Below are 1,451 nucleotides of genomic sequence, written 5' to 3'. Positions count from 1 at the left end.
CGTAGGGGAGGCCCGGTTGCCCTCAGGGACCAGGCCGGTTGCCCTCGGGGGACAGATCACGGCTGGTTACCGGCGGGTCGGTTTGGTTCGGACGGGTGCACGATGCAACAGTGTCCGTCGGGTATTGACATGGTCACGGGATGTGAGGGGAGATGCGGGGGGAGCGGGAACTCGGAGACGAACGGGCCGGAAACGTTCAGTTTCCTTGCCGGATGTCGCTCAGGGTCCCGCTGACGTTGAGGAGTTCGTGGCACGTGGGCGCCTGCTTGCCCGAGGCCGGGGTGCCCGGCACCTCGCAGGTCACGTTCGCGGTCACCGCCTGGTCCTCGGGGACCTGGAGGGGAGTCACCCAGTGGTAGTCCTGGTTGCGGAAGGTCTCCAAGGCGATCGTGGTGATGGTCTTGTTGCCGGCCATGATGGTCACCAGTCCCTGGTCGCCCTGGAAGTTGGCGACCACGAGGTCCGTGATGTCGAAGACCTTGCCGTGCGGCACCTGGTAACTGCCGGTCGCGGCCGCGCCGTTCTCGGTCACGACGTCGATCGTGGCGGAGCTCTGCTGGCCGGTCCCCGGCACCGCCAGGCCGCCCGGACCAGGTCCGCCCTGGCTGCCGGGGCCGGTGGTCGGCTTCCCGGCGCCCGGCTTGGTCTGGCCGCCCGGGGTGCTCCCGTTGACGGGGCTGCCCGGCGTGTCACCGGCCGGGACACCGGCGGGCGGGGCCGGAGTGGCGTTCTGCTGGGCGACGGCCTTCTCGGCGGCCTGCTTCGCGGAGCTGCGTACCGCCGGGCGGACCAGGGCGAACCACGCCAGCAGCAGCGCGATCAGCGCCGCCAGGAGCGCGAGCAGCCACTTCGGGAAGATCGGCAGCTGGAGGAACTCGCCGTCCAGGAGCGGCTTCTGGACGGGCGTCGGCGCGGTATCCGGTGCGGCTTCCGGCTCCTTGGCCCCGTCCTTGCCGTCCTTCGCGTCCTTGTCGTCCTTCCCTCCCTTGTCGTCCTTGCCGTCCGCCCGCTCCTCCGGGCCCACCGTCACCTCGAACGGCCAGGTCGCCTGTTTGCCGAACCAGATCAGCTTGCGGGTGCGCGCCTGCACCCGCACCTCTCCGGACTCGCCGGGCTCCAGCCGCAGCTTCTCCGGCGTGACCCGGAACCGCAGGTCCTCACCGGCCTGTCCCGGAGTGAACGTCACACCGGTGGGAGCGTTGCCGAGGTTGCGCACCGAGGCCCGGTAGCGCCCGCGCAGCCAGCCGCGGCGACGGCGCGGGGCCAGCGCGGCCTGCAGCTCCTGGAACGGCGTCACGGTGACCGTGGCCTCCGGCACCGTCACCAGGTCGGGGCGCTCGACCGGCAGCACCCGGATGCCGAGCGGGAACTCGCCGGCCCGGGTGGCGGGGGAGCGCGGCGGCGCCAGCCGGACCGTCACCGTCTCGGAGGTCCCCGGGTACAGCGACACC

The 1,451-nt window shown here is 71.9% G+C and carries 1 protein-coding gene; it reads right to left on the bottom strand.

Going from position 1 to position 1,451, the window contains the following annotated elements; genetic code table 11:
* Positions 1–196 precede the first annotated feature (196 nt).
* The coding region (locus ACIQOV_RS41235) for a hydrolytic protein (RefSeq protein ID WP_401056249.1) at positions 197–1,451 on the bottom strand (1,255 nt) is incomplete at its 5' end.

This window comes from Kitasatospora sp. NPDC091257 (assembly GCF_044757675.1).
Lineage (GTDB): Bacteria > Actinomycetota > Actinomycetes > Streptomycetales > Streptomycetaceae > Kitasatospora > Kitasatospora lactacystinica.
This window is presented reverse-complemented; position numbering and strand designations above follow the sequence as displayed.